Origin of the sequence: Paenibacillus sp. SYP-B3998, assembly GCF_010820665.1 — a bacterium.
GTDB lineage: Bacteria > Bacillota > Bacilli > Paenibacillales > NBRC-103111 > Paenibacillus_E.
Window position 1 is genome coordinate 1,198,634 of sequence record NZ_JAAIKC010000001.1, and the last position, 18,409, is coordinate 1,217,042.

An 18,409-nucleotide genomic window follows, 5' to 3' on the forward strand; every position below is an offset into this window, starting at 1 on the left:
CTTTTTTAGCGGATATGTGGAGTTGATGTTTTTGAACCTAGTTTTTCTTAGGAAAAACGCTAAGGAGAATGTGAATGTATGCAAAAGTCATTGTTGATGTGCCCGCTAAACAAACAAATCGCGCTTTCGATTATGAAGTTCCTGTAGCCTTACGCAAATGGGTCGAAGTGGGCAGCCGTGTCGGTGTTCCATTCGGCCCGCGTGTCTTGCAAGGCTTTGTAGTCGAACTGCAAGAGGAAACGCAGGTGGATGTTAAACGCATAAAGCCGATTCAGAGTGTACTTGATTTGGTTCCTCCACTTACTGAGGAGCTGGTAGGGCTGGCTAGGTGGGTCAGCAGCATGTATTTGTGCCACGAGGTAACGGCTTTGCAAGCGATGCTGCCTGCTGCTCTTAAGGCGAAGTATGAGCGCGCTATTCAGATTGGCGATGAATCAATTGAGCAGGCGCTGTTGGATTTACCTGATCTGCAAGAGATCGTTAGCTTTGTTAGATTAAAGGGAACGATTTCGATGGAAGTGTTGATGGAGCGTTTTTCCAACGATGGTTTACTCATCAAACAATTGCTCACCAACGGTATCCTCACTGAAGTTCAGATGGTCAAAGATCGGATGGCGACGAAGAAGGCGTTGACGGTTTTCCCACCTGAGGGTGCCAGCGGTCTGGAAGAAGCTTTGGCGGAGCTGCCGGCAAGAGCCAATAAGCAGCAGGACGTGTTGCGTTATTTAATAGAGCATCCACACGCGATCCGGCTCACGGAGTTGATGGACGTTGTGCAGGTCGGAGCTAGCACTGTTAAAAGCTTGGCTGATCGCGGGTGGATCGATTTGCGTGAGGTTGAAGTTATGCGAGACCCTTACGCGGGTCGCTCGTTTGCGCGGACGAAGCCGCTCGAGTTGACAGAAGAGCAGAGTAGCGTTTTTACAGAAATACGCAACGCGGTAGATGAGCGGAGACATGAGGTTTTTTTGCTGCATGGCGTAACGGGCAGTGGAAAGACGGAAGTGTACCTGCAGTCGATTCAGCAATGTCTGGATCAGGATCGTGAAGCTATCGTGCTCGTGCCTGAGATTTCATTAACACCGCAAATGGTGGAGCGTTTCAAAGGCAGGTTTGGCGATCTGGTTGCTGTGCTGCACAGTCGCTTATCCAATGGTGAGCGTTACGATGAGTGGCGCAAAATTACCCGTAAGCAAGTAAAGGTGGTTATCGGGGCTCGATCGGCGATTTTTGCTCCTTTCACGAAAATTGGTCTTATTATTATTGATGAAGAACACGAATCCTCCTACAAGCAGGAGGAAAGTCCGAAATATCACACCCGAGATGTTGCGGTCCAACGGGCAAAGCAGCAAGGAGCCGTCGTAGTGCTTGGTTCCGCGACCCCGTCATTAGAAAGTATGCAGAAAACAATGCGACGCAGAGATGGGCAAAAGCCCTTGTTTCAATTGCTAACGATGCGTGAACGGGTAGCTGGCAGACCGCTGCCAGCCGTAGAAATTGTGGATATGCGTGAGGAACTCAAGAACGGAAATCGCTCCATGTTCAGTAAGGTTCTGTATAAAGCGATTGAAGATCGGTTACACAAGAAAGAACAGACTGTTTTGTTGCTTAATCGGCGTGGTTACGCGACATTTGTCATGTGCCGCACCTGCGGATTCGTGTCTACTTGCCCGCACTGCGACATTTCGCTCACGTATCACCAAAGTTCACGCATGCTGCGTTGTCATTACTGCGGCTATGCAGAGCGCGAGGTGACCCAGTGTCCTTCATGTACCTCCGAACACATTCGTCATTTTGGGACGGGCACTCAGCGCGTAGAAGAAGAACTAGGCAAGTTATTTCCAGGTATTCGCGTTATTCGAATGGATGTCGATACGACTACTGAAAAAGGCTCTCATGAAAAGTGGCTGACGATGTTTCGTGAAAAGAAAGCTGATGTGCTGCTGGGCACCCAGATGGTGGCTAAAGGGCTGGACTTTCCCGATGTCACACTAGTCGGTGTCATAGCCGCGGATACAGTGTTGAATTTGCCTGATTTCCGCTCGGCGGAAAGGACATTCCAACTTTTGACGCAAGTTGCTGGACGGGCAGGCCGTCATGAGAAGCTGGGGGAAGTGTTCGTCCAGACGTACACGCCTGAACATTACAGCGTTCAGTTTGCGAGTCGGCATGATTATGTGGCCTTTGCGAGGCATGAGTTGGATATCCGCGCGAATTTGGGGTATCCGCCCTATCAGCGCTTGATTCTTATTACATTTTCCCATGAGCAGGTTCCATTATTGGTGCGCGCTGCGGAAGCTTTTGTCACCAGACTCAAGGAGCTTGCACAGGAGCAAACCCAGAAGCAAGGTGACCTGTTTGCGGATGTGTCCTCATCGGTAGAACCTTTTAGTATGGATGTGTTAGGGCCCGTGGCCTCCCCCGTTTCCCGAATCAAGGATAGATATCGGTTCCAATGCGTGGTAAAATATCGGGGGGAAGCACTGGCTTCAGAGCTTGTAGGTCGTACCGCTCAGTGGTTTGAAGAGCGCTCGGCGAAGGAAAAATTACTCATTAGCGTTGATGTCGACCCGCAATATTTGATGTAACGATGAAATGATAGAGAAGACTTCAGAGGTAGGTGCACATTATGGCTATTCGTATTATTGTCAAAGATCCGGATCCTGTACTGCGTGAGAAGGCAATTACAGTAACGAAATTCAATTCCAATCTGCATAAGCTGCTCAACGATATGGCAGATACAATGTATGAAGCAGAAGGCGTAGGCCTTGCCGCTCCACAAATCGGTATTTTGAAACGTGTTATTGTAATGGATTGCGGCGAAGAACATGGTGGATTAATCGAGATGGTGAATCCAGAAGTAGTTGAATCAAGCGGTGAACAAACAGGGCCGGAAGGCTGTCTGAGTATTCCAGGGCTTCGTGGCGATGTAAGCAGACCGCTGAACGTCACGGCTAAAGGGCAGGATCGTGATGGAAACCCGATTGAAATTACTGGTACTGGGCTGTTGGCGCGTTGTATTTTTCATGAAATAGATCACTTGAACGGTGTTCTGTTTACGGATTTAGCTATCAAAACCTATACGAGCGAAGAAGAGGAAGATTCCGAGTGAACATTATTTTCATGGGCACACCTGATTTCGCTGTTCCCTCCTTACAGTTACTTCTGGAGGAAGGCTACAACGTTACAACCGTAGTGACGCAGCCTGACAGGCCGAAGGGGCGCAAGCGTGTCTTGACGCCTCCGCCTGTGAAGGTGGAAGCCGAGAAGCATGGCATAACGGTTTTGCAGCCAGAAAAGCTGCGCCATGCTGATTCGGTAGAAGTTTTGCGTCAGTTAAAGCCAGATCTCATCGTGACGGCTGCTTATGGCCAAATTTTGCCTAAATCGATATTGGAGCTGCCGGCTCATGGATGTATCAATATTCATGCTTCGCTGCTGCCCAAATACCGTGGAGGGGCTCCCATTCACCATGCCATTCTTCAGGGCGAGCCTGTGACGGGAGTTACGATCATGTATATGGCTGAGGGTCTGGATACTGGCGATATGATTAGTAAAGTGGAAGTGCCGATTACAGATACTGATACAACTGGAACGATGCTGGAAAAGCTGAGCGCAGCTGGAGCCGATCTACTGAAGCGCACGCTGCCCGATTTGTTGGCTGGGCAAATTCAAGCCACACCACAAAACGATGCTGATGCCGTATATTCACCGAATATCCGCAGAGACGATGAGTTGATCGATTGGTCGCGTTCAGCTGTAGAAATTTGGAATCAAGTTCGTGGTTTGAATCCTGCTCCAGGCGCATATACGTTTTGGAATGGGGAAGTTATGAAGGTATGGACTTGTGCGAATCCCCGAGGTTCTGCGCCTCAGAGCCGCAGCTTTACGGAAGTGGTTAGGGCGCAGCATACGCCAGGAACTGTTCTGAACAGCAGTGAGTCGGGCCTTGAAGTGATGACCGGTAACGGCACCTTATGGCTCACGGAAATTCAACCTTCAGGCAAAAAATCAATGAAAGTTGTTGAGTTTATCCGAGGCGTCAAAATGCCGGAAGGCACCGTATTCGGTCATTAACTATATAAAAGAGGTATCTGATTTGTCTACGCAAAAACCAAAACATCCCCATCATGAAACAGCTAACAAGCCGCAAGGGGTACGTCATGCATCCGTTCCAAAATCTTCTTCAAGCGCTGCGAAGAGCAGCGCTGTTAAGCGTTCTGCCCGAGATGCTGCGCTTGATGTGTTGATCCGTGTTGAAGAGGATCAATCCTACAGTAATTTGCTGCTCAACCAGACGCTGCAAAAGCATGCGCTTGAGCGTGCTGACGTAGGCTTAGCGACTGAGCTTGTGTATGGGACCATCGGGCGGAAAAATACAATTGATTTTTTCTTAGAGCGCTTTGTAAGTAAAGGGCTAGGAAAGCTGGAGCCGTGGGTAAGATGCTTACTGCGGCTCAGCTTCTATCAGATGCATTATTTGGATCGCATTCCCGATCATGCGGTCGTAAGCGAAGCGGTCAATATCGCGAAGCGTCGGGGTCACCAGGGGATCTCGGGGATGGTCAATGGCGTGCTGCGGGCTATTATTCGCAGCAAGGCTGAGCTTACGCTGCCGGATGCATTCGGCGATGTGAAGCGCATTGCATTCGGTCATTCCCATCCGGAATGGCTTGTGCGCAGGTGGATTCGTCAGCTCGGTCCAGAGCTGACGGAACAAATTTGTGCAGCTAACAATGTGCCGCCGCACGTGAGTATCCGCGCGAATACGAGACGCGGCACTCGCTTGCAGCTGTTAGAGCAATTGCAAGCGAGCGGTTTCAGCGCGGAAGCGTCCGAACTGGCCCAAGCGGGCATTCTTGTGCACGGCGCTGGCAACATGGCCTTAGTCCCCGGCTTCCAACAGGGGGATTTCTCTATTCAAGACGAGAGCTCGATGCTCGTCGCTGAAGCGCTGGATCCGCGTCCAGGCATGAAGGTGCTAGACTGCTGCGCCGCCCCAGGGGGCAAGACCGCCCACATCGCCGAGAAAATGGGTGATGTGGGTACGATATGGGCTTGTGATCTACATGAGCACAAGCAGAAGCTTATCGCAGACCAAGCGGAGCGTTTGGGGCTCTCGTCGATCCAGACGCTTGTAATGGATGCTGTTAAGCTGACCGAGCATTTTGCGGCGGAATCGTTTGATCGTATTCTGTTGGATGCGCCTTGCTCCGGGCTTGGGGTCATACGCCGCAAACCGGATTTGAAATGGGCGAAGCAAGAGGATGAGATTGAGGAGATCAGCAAGCTGCAAGCTGCTATTCTCGGTAACGTGCACCGGTTGTTGAAGCCCGGTGGCGTGCTGGTTTACAGCACCTGCACAATTGAGCATGCAGAGAACGAAGGCATGATCGAGCGTTTTCTAGCTGATCATAACGAGTTTGAGCTGACTGCGTTGCCGGAGGAAGCCTTTGCTAGCATAGATCCGCAAATGGCTGCTTCTGGGATGGTGCAAATTTTACCGCAGCATTTCCACTCGGATGGATTTTTCATCGCGCGGCTGCGTAAGCGTTCGTAGATTGTCCTAAATCTACGGGGACGTGTGTTCGTCCCCTCATTGTGATAAAATAAATAAGATAAGCAAAAAAATAGACGAAATAACAACAGGTTGTGATGAATGTGACTGAGAAAGTTAAAGTAAATGTGAATGTGAAACCATTTGTGTATGATTTAAATTGGGATGAGTGGCAAAGCTGGGTCAAAGAGAACGGCGAGTCTTCCTTCCGTGCAGGGCAAATCTTCGATTGGCTCTACATTAAACGTGTATTTAGTTTTGATGAAATGACGAACTTACCGAAAGCGCTGCGTGACAAACTCAAGGATCAGTTTGAGTTCGTCACTTTGACGGAGATTGCTAAGTATCAATCGCAGGATGGTACGGTTAAGTTTTTGTTTGAACTTGAAGATAAGAATGCGATTGAGACGGTTGTCATGAAGCATAACTACGGCAACAGCATTTGCGTGACTACACAGGTAGGTTGCCGTGTCGGTTGTACGTTCTGCGCGTCCACGCTCGGCGGACTCAAGCGTGATTTAAGACCTGGAGAGATTGTGGCCCAGGTCGTGAAAGCGCAGAAGCTGCTTGATGATACAGATGAGCGTATCTCCTCTATTGTCATCATGGGCATCGGGGAACCTTTCGAGAACTATGAAGCGACGATGAATTTTCTTCGCGTCATGATTCACCCGAAGGGGCTGAACATCGGCCAACGTCATATTACGGTATCGACAAGTGGTATCGTGCCGAACATTTATAAGTTCGCAGACGAGAATCTGCAAGTGAATTTGGCGATTTCGATTCATGCGCCGAATGATAAGCTTCGTTCCAAGCTGATGCCGGTCAACCGAAGATTTCCTTTTGTGGACTTGATTGAGGCTTGCAAGTACTATATCGCCAAAACGGGAAGACGAATAACGTTTGAATACGCGCTTATGGGTGAGGTCAATGACCAACCCGAACATGCGGAGGAACTGGCTCAAGTGCTGAAAGATATGCCGCTCAGCCACGTGAATCTGATTCCTGTTAATTTCGTGGCAGAACGGGATTTCAAGCGCACGCCGCGAGATGATATTTTCACGTTCCAACGTATTCTCGAGAAGGGCAAAATTAATGCCACCATACGCCGAGAACAGGGCAGTGACATTGCTGCTGCTTGTGGGCAGCTTCGCGCCAAGCATATGGAGAGCAAGTAATGAGGTGAAATTGGGATGAAGATGGTAAGCCGCACCGATATCGGCAAGGTTCGGTTAGTGAATGAAGACCGTGCTTCCATTCACCAGCAACTTAATGGACTCTCTCTAGCAATCGTTGCCGATGGCATGGGAGGACATCAAGCAGGTGATGTCGCCAGCCAAATGGCGATCGAAATTATTGAAACGCAGCTGCAAACGATACATGGGGACATGTCCCCAGAAGAGCGCAAGCAAGCGCTGAAACTAGCCATTGAGAAGGCGAATGAGAAAATCTATGAGTTTGCCTCTCAAAGGGAAAATTATCATGGCATGGGAACGACGGTTGTGGCTATCGTTGCGTCACGGGAGCTGCTTAGTATAGGACACATCGGCGATAGTCGGGCTTATAAAATCAGCCGCGAGACGATCACTCAACTAACGGAAGACCACTCTCTTGTTTATGAGTTGGTAAAGAACGGGCAGATCACGCTCGAAGAGGCTGATCATCATCCTCGTCGCAATTGGATCACTCGCGCGCTAGGCACTGAGCCTAGTGTGGAGGTTGATCTGTATGAGTATGCATGGCTACCAGATGAGACAATTCTGATCTGCTCGGACGGTCTCAGCGGCCTTGTTGAATCTAACGAGATTCTGGACATTGTGAAGAAGCAGCCTCAACTGGAAGAGGCTGCTTCGCAATTAATCAACAGTGCGCTAGATGCGGGTGGATTCGATAACGTAACGGTTGTTTTACTTGCTCACGAAAATGATGAGGGCGAAGAGAAGGGGTGATGAGAGTTGATCGGTAGAAAGCTTGGAGGCCGCTATGAAATTTTGGAACGGATCGGCGGAGGCGGCATGGCCTTGGTCTACAAGGGCCAAGATTTATTACTAAATCGTAAAGTTGCTGTGAAGGTGCTGCGCCAGCAGTACGTGCATGACGAAGAGTTTATACGTCGTTTCCGCAGAGAAGCACAGGCAGCCGCTTCACTATCTCATCCGAATGTCGTCAGCATTTATGACGTCGGGCAGGAAGACGAAGTTCATTACATTGTCATGGAATATATTGAGGGTACGACCTTGAATGATTTAATTAAGGAAAAGGCCCCTTTGCAAGTTGAAGAAGCCGTTCATTATGCTGGCCAAATTGCAGATGCGTTGGATCACGCTCATCATAATGAAATTATTCATCGGGACATTAAACCGCACAATATTTTGATCGGCAAAAACGGGCGCGTGAAGGTAACGGATTTCGGTATTGCTCGAGCAGCAACATCATCCACGATTACCCAAACGGGTTCTGTTGTGGGGTCTGTTCATTATTTCTCGCCCGAGCACGCGAAAGGCACGAATACAGGCGAGAAATCAGATCTGTATTCGCTTGGGATTGTGATGTATCAAATGCTAACAGCTCGTTTGCCTTTCCTAGGTGAAAGCCCGATTAGCGTGGCCCTCAAGCATTTGCAGGAGGAGGTGGAAGAACCGCGTAAGGTGAATCCACTTATTCCGCAGAGCGTTGAAAATATCATTTTGAAGGCGATGCGCAAAAAGCCTGAGGAGCGCTATCAGTCTGCGAAGCTGATGATGGCTGATCTTGAAACGTGCCTGAGTTCAGACCGCAGGAACGAAGCGAAGGTTGCTTTCTGGGACGCTGATGGGATGGATGAGGAACGTACTTTAGTGATGCCTGCGATTCGCCCGAATCAGCTGGGGGATTTCAAGGATGCAGAGCTCGAAAGGGCAACCTTGCGTGAAGAACCGACGCCACCGAAAAGCAAGGGCTGGGTTAAACCGCTCGTTTGGATCGTCATTTTGCTTGTTATTCTTGGGGCGATGTGGTACATGGTCGGCTATGTAAAAGGGATGTTCGCGATTGAAACCGTTGAGGTTCCGAACGTAGAGAACAAGCCTCTACAACAAGCGCAGGCTGAACTTACTGCGGCTAAACTTGGCTATATCATCGAGCTTGATCAGGATAGTAAGCTTGCGAAGGATACCGTCATTCGCCAAGACCCTAATGGAGTACGGATGAACGTGGGTACCAAAGTGACGCTATATGTCAGCAAGGGTGTTCGGAAGATCACAATGGAAAACTATGTTGGACAGCCGCTGAAGGATGTTAAATTAAAGCTTCAGGCGCTAGGTATCAAGGAAGATCAAATTACGATTGCACCGGGATCGATAGAGGATACACCCGATATGATTCAGAAGCAGGCTCCGCTAGTTGGTGTAGAGTTCGAGGCGGAGAAGGCGGCAATTGTTTTTACCATCAGCAAAGCCAAAGAAACGTTCAAGATGCCTGACTTGGTTGGCATGAGCGAAGGGGACGCCAAGGCACAAATTGCAAAGTTGAACTTGAAGTTGCCTGTTAACGGCATTACGCGTGAGAAAAGCTATAAGATACCGAAGGGCAAAGTGATTAAGCAATTCCCCTTTGAAAAAAATCAAGACGTATCGGTCGGTGTGGAGATTAGTTTAATTATTAGTGACGGTCTACCGGAAGATGCAGGGCAATTAAACGTCAGCATCCCTGTCAAGCCAACTGAGGAAGGCAAGGATTCCGAGTTCAAAATCGTCGTTAGCGATGCTCAGTACGAGAACTTCGAGTACAAACCGGAGAAAGTGACGAAACCACAGAATTTGGATGTTAAAGTTATCGTTTCTCCCGATAAGAAGGCCGTTATTTTGATTAAAGAAGGCGATAACTTAGTGAATTCGGTTACCCGCACCTATCAAGATTATTTGGATCAAAAGAGTGGTAAGAATGCGTCTCCTAGTCCATCCGCTTCCCCTAGCACATCTCCTAAGCAGCAAAATAGCGGCGCGGCGATTCCCGTTGGCGGTAATGGAAACGGGCAGGAACCAACAAGCGGAAATACCTCGAAACCAGGAACTGGAGGCGGCAATTAATGCCAAAAGGAAGTATTGTTAAGGCATTAAGCGGTTATTATTATGTGCTGCCTGAAGGGATGGAGCTTCGCGATACGGAGACAATTACCTGTCGGGGAAGAGGCGTTTTCAAAAATAGAAATATTACTCCGCTTGTAGGAGATCAGGTGATCTATGTGGAAACGGAGAACGGGGAAGGAACAGTCACTGAAATCCTTCCTCGCACCTCGGAACTTATTCGACCTCCAATTGCGAATGTGAACCTTGTTGTGCTTGTGTTTGCGGTTACAGAACCTGCATTGAATTTGCAGCTCTTGGATAAATTTCTTGTCCATATTGAGCATACGGGTATCGAAGTAATCGTGTGCTTTACGAAGAGTGATTTGCTAGCGGAGAAGGCTGCTTCTGATGAGATGTCCATTCCAGAGTTGGAGCGAATTTGCAAGCTTTACGAGCAAATTGGTTATCAAGTTCTTACCACAAGCTCCAAACTTCAGGAAGGCGTGGATGCGATTAGGCATCGATTGAAGGGGGCAGTCAGTGTATTCGCTGGGCAATCCGGCGTCGGTAAGTCCTCTTTGCTAAACAAAATGATTAGTGGTCTGGATTTGGAAACGAACGCGATCAGCCAACGATTAGGTCGAGGCAAGCATACCACGCGTCATGTGGAGCTGCTGCATCTCGACGAGGGTGGATTAGTGGCTGATACACCTGGCTTTAGTCAGCTGGACTTTATGGAAATCGAAGTCGAGGAGCTTGGAAGCTGCTTTAAGGAGTTCGCAGCAATGGCTGAAGGCTGTAGGTTCAGGGGTTGCTTGCATTTGCATGAACCGAACTGTAAAGTCATTGAAGCTGTAGCTGAAGGGACAATTGCGGCTTCTCGGTACGATCATTATTTATTATTTTTAGCTGAAATGAAGGATCGGAAGAGGAGGTATTAACCGGATGGTATACGTGGCACCTTCTATTTTATCGGCAAACTTTGCCAAACTCGGGGAAGAGATTAAGGAAGCGGAGCTTGGTGGAGCTGACTGGATTCACGTGGACGTGATGGATGGGCATTTTGTGCCCAACATTACGATTGGACCACTTGTGGTGGATGCCATACGTCCCATCACCAAGCTGCCGCTTGATGTGCATTTGATGATTGAGCAACCGGATCGCTACATTCCTGACTTCGTTAAGGCGGGAGCTGATTTGATTTCCGTTCATGTGGAAGCATGCACGCATCTTCACCGAACGCTGCATCTTATTAAGCAAAGCGGCGTTAAAGCTGGCGTCGTGCTGAATCCAGCTACCCCTATCTCTTTAATCGAGCATGTGCTTGATGAGCAGTTGGATCTTGTGCTTATTATGACAGTCAATCCAGGGTTCGGTGGGCAGGCATTCATTCCTGGGATGTTGAACAAAATTCGTGCCTTGCGTGAGCAGGCGAACGCCAAGGGACTCCATGGTCTGCATATTGAAGTGGATGGCGGCATTAATGAGGTGACCGCTCGTCAGGTGGTTGAGGCTGGCGCTGATGTGCTTGTAGCTGGCAATGCTGTGTTTGGTCAGCCGGATCGCGGTAAGGCGATAGAGCGCATACGCGGGTAGAGGGGGCTGAGGAGCAATGAGAATTGTCTCGCTGTTGATCTACTGCATCCTGTGCGGAGCTTTGTTAACGTTGTACACAAACACCCACGACATATCCAAGTTTTTGTTCTCACTTGGTGCGCTTTATGCGGGCATTCGCTTTTTCAGACGGTTTGAGCAAACGGGACTGCGTGTGTGGTTTATTGTACTATCAGTACTTTTATATTTTATTTTCAGTTTAGGTTTTGCGCTTTACACGCAGGTGGGCATAACCTCATAGAAGACGCATACATATAGTTACAAGAGTGAATCGCTCTTGTAGCTTTTTTTGCTTTCTGGAAGCATTTTAAGGGAGAAAGTAAATAGGAGGCACTTTTTTGCGGTCCGGGCATATACTGTTGTAACGATGCTAGGGAGCAGTGATGCAACCTGTGAAGGAGGGGTAGGGTATGAAGTTCTACACAATCAAACTACCAAAATTTTTGGGTGGATTCGTGAAGGCGGTACTTAATACGTTTAGCAAAAACTAGGTGAACACCTATTAAACCCAGAAATGCAAAAAAAAGCACCGGTTAGGTGCTTTTTGTCTATCTTGCGCGATTAAACGCGTGCCACTTTACCGGACTTCAACGCACGAGTACTTACGTAAACGCGTTTAGGTTTACCATCAACGAGGATGCGAACCTTTTGAACGTTAACTCCCCAAGTACGCTTGTTTTTATTGTTAGCGTGGGACACGTGATTTCCAGTGCCTGGACCTTTACCTGTAATAAAGCATTTGCGGGACATGTTTGACACCTCCTTCGGCAGTATACAAAGCAGCCTGGGTGGCAAGCCTAAGCTTGACATGACAGCTTTCTCAATTTAGACTTGGTTTTTATATTTTGCATTAAATAACCAGCTAAAAACACACTTAGATATAATAGCATGATGAGAGGAGCCTAGTCAACGAATTACCTCTACTTTTGCCGTTTATTTATTTAGTATGTTATAGTACAATGAAGATTAGTCCATAATTTGTTACATAGAGAATTGTTTGCGAACGAAGTTTTGTTAAAACAAAGCTATGGCTATTTTATGAATTAGCGTTCATCTGGAAAACGCGAAGAGAATGTTTATAAAGTCAGTCTTGTTAAAGCAAAACGCTAAGATTATGCTTACGAAGTTAGCTTTCCATGGGAAGCTCTAAGGAGTTGTCGGAAAATGTCAATTGAACTCACAACGGAATATGGAAAAATTTATGTTACTAATGAAGTCATCGCAACTTTGGCGGGATCGGCTGCCTTGGAATGTTATGGCCTTGTTGGTATGGCGACGAGAAAACAGCTGAAAGACGGAATCGCTGAGCTGCTGGGCCGGGATAATTTGACTCGCGGCGTCGAGGTTCGTCGTGATCATGAACGACTTGAAATCGATCTTTATATTATTGTCAGCTACGGTACCAAAATATCCGTTGTTGCTGGCAACGTTCAAACGAAGGTTAAATATATTTTGAACGATGTTGTAGGACTTCATGTGAACGATGTGAATATTTTTGTTCAGGGTGTTCGCGTAGCCAAGTAAAAGCCCGGTAAGTAGGAAGGAGAATCGCTTTGAGTAAGCGCTTTATTTCAATAAATGGAAATGACTTCACTGCCATGGTCTTGGCGGGAGCGGATAACCTGCGCAGAAATGTAGATAGGGTTAATGGACTGAATGTGTTCCCCGTACCCGACGGAGATACAGGCACCAACATGAATTTAACGATCACCTCCGGTGTGGAGGAACTGAAAAAGAAGCCATCGTCTCATATTGGGAAAGCTGCCGAGGCATTGTCCAAAGGATTACTGATGGGCGCAAGAGGCAACTCGGGTGTTATTCTGTCACAATTGTTTCGAGGTTTTGCGAAGCATGTGCATGATCTTGAGTCTGTCAATGTTCAGCAGTTTGCTTCGGCGCTGCAGCAGGGAGTAGAAACGGCTTATAAAGCTGTTGTCAAACCTGTAGAGGGCACGATCTTGACGGTTTCGAAGGAAGCGGCCAAACATGCTATGCAGTATAAACGAAGCGGAGATTTGCTGGATCTCATGCAAGAGGTGTTGGATAAAGCGAATGAAGCTCTTGCCCGAACGCCTGAGCAGCTCCCTGTACTCAAACAGGTAGGTGTGGTTGATGCAGGCGGGCAAGGACTTGTTTGCGTCTATGAAGGCTTCGTGGCTGCGCTGAATGGCAGCGACGCAAATGATGATTATGCGATGATGGATACCAAGCTAGATATGGGTTCTTTTGTACCTGTCATGAATTTGGCTAAGGAAGCACACGCGCACCTTCCCGCACAGGCGCACTTAGCCACGGAAGATATTGAGTTTGGCTACTGTACAGAATTTATGTTAACGATTCAGCCGGGCAAGGTCAAAGGACAGACGTTTAATGAAGGAAAGTTCCGCAACCAGCTTAGCAAGCTTGGGGATTCTCTGCTTGTTGTGGCTGACGAGGAGCTGGTGAAAGTGCATATTCATGCTGAATATCCAGGTGAAGTTATGAATCAAGCGATGCGTTATGGCGCTTTGAGCCGCATCAAAATTGAAAATATGCGCGATCAGCATTCACATATATTGGAAGATTACACAGAAGCTTATGCGACTTCGGAGTCCGCATTTGTTGAGACGGTAGCTCCTGCTGCATTCAGCAAACCTTACGGTTTCGTAGCCGTAGCTCTTGGGGACGGCATTACAGATATTTTATCCAGTGTTGGGGTGGATGTCGTTCTTTCTGGCGGTCAGACCATGAACCCGAGTACGGAGGATATCGTCAATGCGGTTAACCGTATCGATGCGCAAACGATTTTTGTCCTGCCAAATAACTCGAATATTATTTTGGCCGCGCAGCAAGCAGTAGAGCTCGTGGAAGAGAAAGTGCTCGTTGTGATCCCATCCAAATCGATTCCACAAGGCTTGGCGGCAATTCTAGCCTTCCAAGAGAATGTAGACGCTCAGGCCAATGCCGAAGCGATGAAGAATTCGCTGCAGCGTATCAAATCAGGTCAGGTCACCTATGCGGTGCGTGATACGAACATGGATGGCATTGAAATCAAGCAAGGTCATTTCATTGGCATTCAAGATGGGCGTATTGTCAGCTCCCAGCCAAACCTGATCGATGCTTGCAAGAAGCTTCTAGAGGAGATGATCGAGGAAGGCAACGAGATCGTTACGATCCTCACAGGCGAAGATGCGAAAGAGGAAGAAACGGAAGAGTTGGAAGCTTTCATTCAGACCCTATATCCGGATATGGAAGTTGAGCTTCACCCGGGTGGGCAGCCGTTGTACGCCTATCTGTTCTCCGTGGAGTAAAAATAGGAATGGGGTGAGCCCTGTTGAAGAGCATTCGAATCGTAACAGACAGTACGGCAGACATTCCGCTATCGGTCAGACAAGAGCTTAACATCGAGATGGTGCCGCTTAAAATTCATTTTGGCAGCGACGATTATTTGGATGCGGTAACGCTGCAGTCCGAACAGTTCTACGACAAACTAAAGACATCTTCTCACTTCCCTAAAACCTCGCAGCCGTCTCCGGCTGAGTTTCTAGATGTGTATCAGAAGCTGCTTGAAGAACCTGATACCGAGGTGATTTCGATTCATCTGTCCGCGGCACTAAGCGGGACGTATCAATCCGCCTTATTAGCCTCGACGATGCTGGAAGAATCCGTAGGCAGCGTTCATGTCGTTGACTCCAGATCTGCTTCGTATGGAATCGGAGCGCTCGTTGTAGCAGCCGCGAAAGCGGCGAAGGCGGGACAAAGCGCGGAACAGATTTTGCAGCTTATACAAACGATGAGAGCGAATTTTTATATATATTTTCTTGTAGACACGCTTGAATTTTTGCATAAAGGCGGGAGAATCGGCAAGGCTTCGGCTTTGTTCGGCTCTTTGCTGAACATCAAGCCAATTCTTTCTCTTGATAATGCGGGTGAAGTTACAGCGATAGAAAAAGTCCGCGGACACAAAAAAGCAATCGCACGTATTTTGGAACTGCTGGGAGTAGAGGTAGCTGGCCGCAGCATCCAAACGCTGCATATTGCGCATGCCAATAATCTGGAAGGCGCGGAGCAGCTGCGCGAAGTCATCATGCAAAACTTTACAGTGGAGCATGTGGACTATATTACGCTAGGGCCTGTTATCGGCGCGCATGCCGGTCCAGGAACAATCGCAGCATTCGTGAGTACGGTGTAAGCATGATGGATTTAAATCAATGTGCAGTACGCGAAGTCCATGGCGTTGGAGCTCAAAAGGTAACCGAGCTCAATGCCATGGGCATTTTTACCGTTATGGATTTACTTGAATATGTGCCGTTCCGTTACGAGGATTACACGGTTCGCGATTTGGCTAGTGTGAAGGATGGCGATCGGGTTACCGTACAAGGGGTTATTATCGGAGAGCCGGTGCTGCAGCGCTACAGCGGAAAATCTCGACTATCATGCAAGGTCATCGTCGATGAGTTTCTGTTGACGGCGGTGTGGTTCAACCGCCACTTTTTGAAGGACCGCTTGCGACCGCAGCAGGACATTGTTTTGACCGGCAAGTGGGATGGCAAGCGCAGACAAATGAGCGTATCCGACTCCGAGTTTCCGGGCGAAGGGGCTACCAAAACCGGCACGGTTCAGCCGGTATATTCGGTTGCAGGCTCCATGACGCAGAAGTGGATGCGCAAGGTGATCCAGCAGGCGCTTACGCAGTACAGCGCATTCATCACGGAAGTGCTGCCGGCAGACCTCGTCAGCCGGTATGGATTCATGTCGCGCAGCGAGGCGATGGCTGTCATTCACACGCCGAACGGTGTGGAGGAAGGAAAGCAGGCGCGCCGGAGGATGGTGTATGAGGAGCTGTTTCTCTTCCAACTCAAACTCCAGGCTTATCGCGCAGTGACACGCAGCCGCGCAGATGGCTTGAAGCAGCAGGTGGATCTGCCTGCTGTGCGTGCTTTCGTGCGCGCGCTACCCTTTCAGCTGACGGAATCGCAAAAAAAGGTCGTCAGCGAGCTCCTGCACGACATGCAGGAGCCTTATTGTATGAACCGACTACTGCAGGGCGATGTGGGCGCAGGGAAGACCGTAGTGGCGGCCATAGGGCTGTTTGCAACGGTGAAAGCCGGTTACCAAGGTGCATTGATGGTGCCTACGGAAATTTTGGCCGAACAGCATAAGCGCTCGCTCGACAATATGTTCGAGCCCTATGGGATGCAGGTCGCGCTGCTAACAGGCAGCTCAACAGGCCGTCAGCGACGGGACATACTGGCCTCCTTGCAATCAGGCATGGTCGACGTGCTTGTCGGCACGCATGCCCTTATCCAGGAGGATGTGTATTTTCGCCAGCTTGGGCTGGTCGTCACAGATGAGCAGCATCGCTTCGGGGTGAACCAACGCAGCATTTTGCGGCGCAAGGGGATGAACCCCGACGTGCTGACGATGACGGCGACGCCCATTCCGCGCACGCTGGCGATCACCGCGTTTGGTGATATGGACGTCTCTACGCTGCGCGAGCTGCCGAAGGGCCGTAAGCCGATCAAGACGTATGCTGTCCAGCACGCGATGCTGGAACGCGTGCTCGGTTTCATTCAGCGGGAGGTCGCGGCTGGTCGACAAGCGTATGTCATTTGTCCGCTCATCGAAGAGTCGGACAAGCTCGATGTGCAGAATGCCATCGACGTCCACATTCAGCTGCAGCAGCAATTTCCGCAGATGCGGATCGGTCTGCTGCACGGGCGCATGAGCGCGCAGGAGAAGGAAGCGATTATGCGCGCATTCAAGGATGGCGGCGTGGAGACGCTCGTATCGACCACGGTCATTGAGGTGGGCGTGGACGTTCCGAACGCTACGCTGATGGTCATTTATGACGCCGATCGCTTCGGTCTGTCACAGCTGCATCAGCTGCGTGGACGTGTCGGCCGCGGCGAGCATCAATCCTTCTGCGTGCTCATCGCCGACCCGAAAACCGAGGTTGGCAAGGAGCGCATGAAGGCGATGACGGACACGACCGACGGCTTCGAGATCGCACGGCGCGATCTGGAGCTGCGCGGGCCGGGTGACTTCTTCGGCACGAAGCAGAGCGGGCTGCCGGAATTCCGCATTGCCGACATGATGGTTGATTTCGAGATCATGGAGCAGGCGCGAGATGATGCGTCTGAGCTCGTTAGCGACTCATCCTTCTGGACGGGGGCGTCGTTTATGCCGCTCAGAGCTTATCTGCAGCGCGCGCAGGTGTTTGATAGCGAAGTGCTAGACTAATTCGTTTAATAAATTAAAAACGCTAGGATGGGCTGATGACAAGTAGCCCATCCTAGCGTTTTTTTTGCAATTCTAATGCTTCTTTGACTTCTGACTTTATCTTATTTCCTAGGATCGAACATTTGCTCTGTATTCCGTGGGTGGGAACCCGGTATCTTTACGAAAGCTTTTCGTAAAATGGTTCGTATCCTCATAACCGGTCTGCTCGGCAATTTCTTTCATGCTTAGCGCTGTGGTCGTAAGCAGAAATTTGGCCTTGTCGATTCGCTTGCGCTGCATATATTTGGCAGGCGGCATACCAAAATGCTTTTTAAAATATTTGATTAAATAATTAGGATGCAGATGTACGGATTTGGCCATTTGCTCCACGCTGATGCTCTTGTGCAGATTCACTTCAATGAACTGTCGCAATTGACTGAGGCGATCCATTTCATTGGCGCGTCTTTGCAGCACCTCTACAGGAACGGCTTCCAGGTAACTGGATAGGATTTGCAGCAGAACGGCTTTTTCTCGCAGCCGGGAAGTAAAGGCTGGTTGGTGATGTAGGGCGGTCAGCTCTTGGAACCATGCCGTCATTTGCGAGGCATCGCTTACAGGGATGCACAAAGGAATGTCCAGCCATTGGAATAAATCGAAAGAACCGATATGGGCTGTGAAATGGCACCAGTATTTTAAAAAAGGGCGATCGCTGATTGTGGCGTAGGATTGCAGCGCATGGGCAGGGAGCAGACATAGCTGATCTGCCAGGGGCTTGAACTCTTGATTTTCGACCTTGAGCCAGCCTTCTCCGTCCAGAATCCAATACAGCTTATTGTGTTCCGGGGTGAAATCCAGTTCCTTCCATGAAACGGTGCACTGTGTAAGATGGGCTTCCAATACGTGGATCTGAAGGTTCTGAAGAAGGTCCGATAAGAAGGCAATCTGCTGTGTGTTCATCATTAGGTTCACCTGAGAATGTTAATTATATCCT

The 18,409-nt window shown here is 49.1% G+C and carries 17 protein-coding genes; 15 read left to right on the forward strand and 2 right to left on the reverse strand.

The annotated features are described in order from the left end of the window. The first annotated feature begins 74 nt into the window (after positions 1 to 74). The 11 genes from priA to spoVM all read left to right on the forward strand — a co-directional run bounded on the left by priA (position 75) and on the right by spoVM (position 11,708). Positions 75 to 2,588, forward strand: a complete 2,514-nt coding sequence (priA, locus tag GK047_RS05425) for a primosomal protein N' (RefSeq protein WP_163942237.1) — start codon at positions 75 to 77, stop codon at positions 2,586 to 2,588. A 41-nt stretch (positions 2,589 to 2,629) separates the two neighbouring features. Next, positions 2,630 to 3,112, forward strand: coding sequence for a peptide deformylase (gene def, locus GK047_RS05430; RefSeq protein WP_163942241.1), 483 nt, complete (start codon positions 2,630 to 2,632; stop codon positions 3,110 to 3,112). Beyond that, entirely contained in the window at positions 3,109 to 4,077 is a 969-nt protein-coding gene (gene fmt / locus GK047_RS05435) for a methionyl-tRNA formyltransferase (RefSeq protein WP_346010282.1), read from the forward strand. Before def ends, fmt begins: the two co-directional genes overlap by 4 nt. A 22-nt stretch (positions 4,078 to 4,099) precedes the next feature. After that, entirely contained in the window at positions 4,100 to 5,560 is a 1,461-nt protein-coding gene (gene rsmB, locus GK047_RS05440; protein WP_163942243.1) for a 16S rRNA (cytosine(967)-C(5))-methyltransferase RsmB, read from the forward strand. Between the two features lie 95 nt (positions 5,561 to 5,655). Further along, positions 5,656 to 6,735, forward strand: a complete 1,080-nt coding sequence (gene rlmN, locus GK047_RS05445; RefSeq protein WP_163942246.1) for a dual-specificity RNA methyltransferase RlmN — start codon at positions 5,656 to 5,658, stop codon at positions 6,733 to 6,735. 15 nt (positions 6,736 to 6,750) lie between these two features. Further along, the gene (locus GK047_RS05450; protein WP_163942249.1) at positions 6,751 to 7,506 is read left to right on the forward strand and encodes a Stp1/IreP family PP2C-type Ser/Thr phosphatase; all 756 of its coding nucleotides are present in this window, start codon (positions 6,751 to 6,753) and stop codon (positions 7,504 to 7,506) included. A 6-nt stretch (positions 7,507 to 7,512) separates the two neighbouring features. Continuing rightward, the gene (gene pknB / locus GK047_RS05455; protein ID WP_163942252.1) at positions 7,513 to 9,624 is read left to right on the forward strand and encodes a Stk1 family PASTA domain-containing Ser/Thr kinase; all 2,112 of its coding nucleotides are present in this window, start codon (positions 7,513 to 7,515) and stop codon (positions 9,622 to 9,624) included. Next, positions 9,624 to 10,544 carry a ribosome small subunit-dependent GTPase A gene (gene rsgA, locus GK047_RS05460; protein ID WP_163942254.1) on the forward strand — a complete coding sequence of 307 codons (921 nt, stop codon included), beginning with the start codon at positions 9,624 to 9,626 and terminating at the stop codon, positions 10,542 to 10,544. Before pknB ends, rsgA begins: the two co-directional genes overlap by 1 nt. 4 nt (positions 10,545 to 10,548) lie before the next feature. Further along, complete coding sequence (gene rpe, locus GK047_RS05465; protein WP_163942258.1) at positions 10,549 to 11,199, forward strand: ribulose-phosphate 3-epimerase; 651 nt, start codon at positions 10,549 to 10,551, stop codon at positions 11,197 to 11,199. A gap of 16 nt (positions 11,200 to 11,215) precedes the next feature. After that, complete coding sequence (locus GK047_RS05470; RefSeq protein ID WP_163942261.1) at positions 11,216 to 11,458, forward strand: hypothetical protein; 243 nt, start codon at positions 11,216 to 11,218, stop codon at positions 11,456 to 11,458. A gap of 169 nt (positions 11,459 to 11,627) precedes the next feature. Continuing rightward, complete coding sequence (gene spoVM, locus GK047_RS05475) at positions 11,628 to 11,708, forward strand: stage V sporulation protein SpoVM (RefSeq protein ID WP_014652194.1); 81 nt, start codon at positions 11,628 to 11,630, stop codon at positions 11,706 to 11,708. A 70-nt stretch (positions 11,709 to 11,778) separates the two neighbouring features. On the opposite strand, the gene rpmB is transcribed toward spoVM, so the two are convergent. After that, positions 11,779 to 11,967, reverse strand: a complete 189-nt coding sequence (rpmB, locus tag GK047_RS05480; RefSeq protein ID WP_163942264.1) for a 50S ribosomal protein L28 — start codon at positions 11,965 to 11,967, stop codon at positions 11,779 to 11,781. Between the two features lie 414 nt (positions 11,968 to 12,381). On the opposite strand from rpmB, the gene GK047_RS05485 reads away from it, so the two are divergent. Genes GK047_RS05485 through recG form a run of 4 tightly spaced genes read left to right on the forward strand, consistent with a single transcriptional unit; the run spans position 12,382 to position 17,439 of the window. Then, positions 12,382 to 12,741 carry an Asp23/Gls24 family envelope stress response protein gene (locus GK047_RS05485; RefSeq protein WP_163942267.1) on the forward strand — a complete coding sequence of 120 codons (360 nt, stop codon included), beginning with the start codon at positions 12,382 to 12,384 and terminating at the stop codon, positions 12,739 to 12,741. A 29-nt stretch (positions 12,742 to 12,770) separates the two neighbouring features. Then, on the forward strand, positions 12,771 to 14,507 hold the full coding sequence (locus GK047_RS05490; RefSeq protein ID WP_163942270.1) for a DAK2 domain-containing protein: 1,737 nt from the start codon (positions 12,771 to 12,773) through the stop codon (positions 14,505 to 14,507). 23 nt (positions 14,508 to 14,530) lie between these two features. Next, entirely contained in the window at positions 14,531 to 15,388 is an 858-nt protein-coding gene (locus GK047_RS05495; RefSeq protein ID WP_163942273.1) for a DegV family protein, read from the forward strand. Positions 15,389 to 15,390: 2 nt separating this feature from the next. Next, on the forward strand, positions 15,391 to 17,439 hold the full coding sequence (gene recG / locus GK047_RS05500; protein ID WP_163942275.1) for an ATP-dependent DNA helicase RecG: 2,049 nt from the start codon (positions 15,391 to 15,393) through the stop codon (positions 17,437 to 17,439). A 108-nt stretch (positions 17,440 to 17,547) separates the two neighbouring features. Here recG and GK047_RS05505 read toward each other — a convergent pair whose 3' ends face one another. Further along, entirely contained in the window at positions 17,548 to 18,378 is an 831-nt protein-coding gene (locus GK047_RS05505; RefSeq protein ID WP_163942278.1) for an AraC family transcriptional regulator, read from the reverse strand. Between the last annotated feature and the right edge of the window lie 31 nt (positions 18,379 to 18,409).

Coding starts and splice junctions, on each gene's coding strand:
- priA (WP_163942237.1), top strand. CDS start 75: ATGTATGCAAAAGTCATTGTTGATGTGCCCGCTAAACAAACAAATCGC.
- def (WP_163942241.1), top strand. CDS start 2,630: ATGGCTATTCGTATTATTGTCAAAGATCCGGATCCTGTACTGCGTGAG.
- rlmN (WP_163942246.1), top strand. CDS start 5,656: ATGAATGTGACTGAGAAAGTTAAAGTAAATGTGAATGTGAAACCATTT.
- GK047_RS05450 (WP_163942249.1), top strand. CDS start 6,751: ATGAAGATGGTAAGCCGCACCGATATCGGCAAGGTTCGGTTAGTGAAT.
- rsgA (WP_163942254.1), top strand. CDS start 9,624: ATGCCAAAAGGAAGTATTGTTAAGGCATTAAGCGGTTATTATTATGTG.
- rpe (WP_163942258.1), top strand. CDS start 10,549: ATGGTATACGTGGCACCTTCTATTTTATCGGCAAACTTTGCCAAACTC.
- GK047_RS05470 (WP_163942261.1), top strand. CDS start 11,216: ATGAGAATTGTCTCGCTGTTGATCTACTGCATCCTGTGCGGAGCTTTG.
- spoVM (WP_014652194.1), top strand. CDS start 11,628: ATGAAGTTCTACACAATCAAACTACCAAAATTTTTGGGTGGATTCGTG.
- rpmB (WP_163942264.1), bottom strand. CDS start 11,967: ATGTCCCGCAAATGCTTTATTACAGGTAAAGGTCCAGGCACTGGAAAT.
- GK047_RS05485 (WP_163942267.1), top strand. CDS start 12,382: ATGTCAATTGAACTCACAACGGAATATGGAAAAATTTATGTTACTAAT.
- recG (WP_163942275.1), top strand. CDS start 15,391: ATGATGGATTTAAATCAATGTGCAGTACGCGAAGTCCATGGCGTTGGA.
- GK047_RS05505 (WP_163942278.1), bottom strand. CDS start 18,378: ATGATGAACACACAGCAGATTGCCTTCTTATCGGACCTTCTTCAGAAC.